Genomic DNA, 2896 nt, shown 5'->3' with positions numbered 1-2896 from the left:
GCGCGAGGCCGGCGAGGAAACCGAGGACTACCTGCGCCCCGCAATGGGCGACCACGATTTCTATTGAGGGTTTCACGACCCCCAATGAAAAAACCCCGACCGCTGTAGGAGGCGGCCGGGGCAAACAAACCCCTTACGGGGAATTTCTAGCAAGCAGAAAGTATCCGATGAAAAAACACTTTGTCAAAACCGAAAACCTCGCGCGGCTCGAAGCCGGTGTCGCGAGCCTGTCGATCCGTGGCGCCCGCGAGTCATCCTGGCTGCTGGTGACGGGCCGTCCCGGCGAAGGCAAGACGACCACCCTCTACAACTGGGGCGCCACCGAAGCCGCCTGCTACCTGACCGCCACCCAGGGCATGACCCCGGGCCGCCTGATCGCCGCGATCGCCGACCGCATGGGCATCACCCAGGGTCGCAACACCGAGACCGCCATCGGTGCGCAGCTCGCCATGCGCCAGACGCCGATCATCCTGGACGAAGCCGGCTTCGCCCTCGATGACCGCGCGGCGTGCCTGGAGCGCCTGCGCGGCCTGACCGACAAGAGCGGCTCGCCGGTCCTGCTGATCGTCATGGAGCAGGACATCTGGAAGTTCAACCAGCACCAGCAGATCTCCTCGCGGATCTTCAACTGGGTGGAGTTCCAGGCCGCATCGCGTGCCGACGTGGCCGCTGCGTGCCAGCAGCTCTCCGAGATCGAGATCGACGCCGACCTGGTCGCCCGCATCCACGCCGAGACCGAAGGCCGCATGCGCTCGGTGCTCAACGCGATCAGCCGCATCGAAGGCGTCGCCCGCGCCGCCGGCCTGCAGCGCGCCACGCTGGCCGACCTCGCCAAGCAGCCGCTGTGCGAGGACTACCGCCGTGGCCGTGCCGTGCTGGCCCGCACTGCTGCTCGTCGTGGAGGTGCAGCGTGAGCGCCAAGAAAGCACCGAGCCAGAAGCAGCCGGTCCGCCTGGAGTTGAACAACTCCGGCGCCTGGAAGGCCGTCCTGCAGTACGACGCAGCCAACAGCGGCGACGACGCTGACGCCCAGAACTGCGCCGACGACATGGGCCGCATCTCGGCCCGCCTCGGCGGCCGGCAGGCCTGGCGTGTCGTCGACATGCTCACCAGCAAGACGCGCAGCGAGTGGTCCGTCGAACACGGCTGGAGGGATGCGTGATGGCCCGCCTCGCCGTGATCAACATCAAGCCCCGCCCGGTCACCACCGTGCTGGTGCTCAACCGCCCAGCCAAGCCGACCCGCAACCTCCGCGTGCGCGCCTGGTGGTGCATGCGGTCCATGCCTTCGTTCTCGGTCGACAGCCTGCTGCAGACCATCGCCACCGGCAGTGAGCACGCCGCGCGCAACAACCTCGTGCGCTTCATTGCCGCGCTGGAAGCCGCACAGGTGCTGGAGCGCCTGCCAGCCCTGCGCCGCGCCGAGCCTGTGCGCTGGACCCTCTCCAACGACCTCGGCCCGCTCACCCCGGTGGTGCGCCGCGGCCTCAACCAGATCAGCGACCCGAACACGGGCGCACTCATCGACTACTGCAATACAGAGGTGCCCCATGTCTGAGCTGAAAGAAAAGACCGTCATCGACGTGTTTGAAGCGGTCTGGCTGATGGAGCCCGCGACGCGCAAGGAGATCGTGGCGAAGTCCGGCTGGTCGGAGCCGACGGTCGACAAGGCCCTGAAACTACTCAACGAGAAGGGCGAAATCGCGCGCATCACTGGCCGCGGTGGCCAGCAGGGCACCGGCTGCGGTCCCGTCCCGTCCCTGTACATCGTCACCCGCACCGATGCGGCTCGCCGAGCTGCTGTGCAGCAGAGCGCGAGGGTCCAGGCATGAGCGCGCTCAACCTGCTCTCCACCTGCCCGACCTGCGGGTCCGAGGAGTCGCTCGACTCCCTGCTGCACCGCCTGATCGACGAGGACGCCACCCGCCGCATCCTGGCCGAGATCGTCACGATCAGCCTGCCGCTGGGCGGCAAGGTGGTGCGCTACATCCGGCTGCACAAGCCGGCCAAGCACGTGCTGCGCGTCGAGAAGGTGGCCACCCTGCTGAAGGAGTTGGCACCCGACCTGCGTCGCGGCGTCATCACCTTCAAGGGCCGCGACTGGGCGGCCCCGGTGCAGACCTGGTCTGACGCGCTGGACGAGGTCTTCCGCGCCCAGAACACCGGCTCGCTGGATCTCCCGCTGCAGGGCAACGGCTTTCTCTATGCCGTCATCACCCGCCTGTCCAACAGCGTCGAAGCCAGCGCAGAGCGTGCCCGCGAGATCGAACGCCAACAGCGCGCCTACCGCCACACCGAGCCGGCGCCCCTGGCTTCGCTGGCCGCGGTGGTGACGGCCGCGCCGCCCGCCCCGGCCGCGCCCACGGAGACGCCTGTGCAGCGCGGCGTGCCGGACTGGATCAAGCAGGCACAGCAGAAGCTGGCCGCATCCAGCGCAGGTGTGCGTGCTGAGTCTGTCCCCGCCCCGACCACCCTGAATACCCCGGAGAACTGACATGGAACGGCTGGAAACCTTCCCCTGCGAACCGCAACCGCAACTGGCCACAGTGCCGGACTGGTTCGCCACGCTGGCCCGCGAAGCGGAGCAACACCCCCGCGGCAAGGCTGGCGTCGCCGAGCGCATCGGCGTGACCCGCGCCTATGTCGCCCGCGTGATGACGCACAACATCCCGCTGGCCAGCGTGTCGCCCCGCTTCGTCGAGCGCGTCGTGGACAGCTACGGCGGCTGGGACTGCCCCCACACCCGCGCCCACATCCCCGCCCGCGGCTGCCGCGCCTGCGCCGCCAAGACCTACGAGTCGCTGAGCTTCGCTGAGGTGGACCAGTGGCGCGCCTGCCAAGGCTGCCCGCACAACCTCCTGCGCCAGCCGCAGGCCCTTGCCGCCGCCGCGGCTGCC

The 2896-nt window shown here is 68.8% G+C and carries 6 protein-coding genes; all 6 read left to right on the top strand.

What is annotated here, in order from left to right:
* The first annotated feature begins 167 nt into the window (after positions 1-167).
* Positions 168-914 (top strand): AAA family ATPase, encoded by a 747-nt coding sequence (locus AABN02_RS18215; protein ID WP_338416331.1) that lies wholly within the window; start codon positions 168-170, stop codon positions 912-914.
* Positions 911-1162: a hypothetical protein gene (locus tag AABN02_RS18210; protein WP_338416330.1), complete on the top strand. Its 252-nt coding sequence runs from the start codon at positions 911-913 to the stop codon at positions 1160-1162. Before AABN02_RS18215 ends, AABN02_RS18210 begins: the two co-directional genes overlap by 4 nt.
* A complete protein-coding gene (locus AABN02_RS18205; RefSeq protein ID WP_338416329.1) occupies positions 1162-1557 on the top strand; it encodes a hypothetical protein in 396 nt (131 codons plus the stop codon). The genes AABN02_RS18210 and AABN02_RS18205 overlap by 1 nt, the downstream gene beginning before the upstream one ends.
* Positions 1550-1831: a hypothetical protein gene (locus AABN02_RS18200; RefSeq protein WP_338416328.1), complete on the top strand. Its 282-nt coding sequence runs from the start codon at positions 1550-1552 to the stop codon at positions 1829-1831. Before AABN02_RS18205 ends, AABN02_RS18200 begins: the two co-directional genes overlap by 8 nt.
* A complete protein-coding gene (locus AABN02_RS18195; protein WP_338416327.1) occupies positions 1828-2493 on the top strand; it encodes a hypothetical protein in 666 nt (221 codons plus the stop codon). The genes AABN02_RS18200 and AABN02_RS18195 overlap by 4 nt, the downstream gene beginning before the upstream one ends.
* A gap of 1 nt (position 2494) precedes the next feature.
* A partial coding sequence (locus tag AABN02_RS18190; protein ID WP_338416326.1) for a hypothetical protein occupies positions 2495-2896 on the top strand: 402 nt, incomplete at its 3' end.

The organism is uncultured Sphaerotilus sp., assembly GCF_963924895.1.
GTDB lineage: Bacteria > Pseudomonadota > Gammaproteobacteria > Burkholderiales > Burkholderiaceae_C > Sphaerotilus.
The sequence above is the reverse complement of the archived record's forward strand: the minus strand, read 5'-3'. Positions and strand labels throughout refer to the sequence as shown.

Bases quoted from the DNA above. Each gene is read 5' to 3' on its own strand.
- AABN02_RS18215 (WP_338416331.1), top strand. From the start codon at position 168: ATGAAAAAACACTTTGTCAAAACCGAAAACCTCGCGCGGCTCGAAGCC.
- AABN02_RS18200 (WP_338416328.1), top strand. From the start codon at position 1,550: ATGTCTGAGCTGAAAGAAAAGACCGTCATCGACGTGTTTGAAGCGGTC.
- AABN02_RS18195 (WP_338416327.1), top strand. From the start codon at position 1,828: ATGAGCGCGCTCAACCTGCTCTCCACCTGCCCGACCTGCGGGTCCGAG.
- AABN02_RS18205 (WP_338416329.1), top strand. From the start codon at position 1,162: ATGGCCCGCCTCGCCGTGATCAACATCAAGCCCCGCCCGGTCACCACC.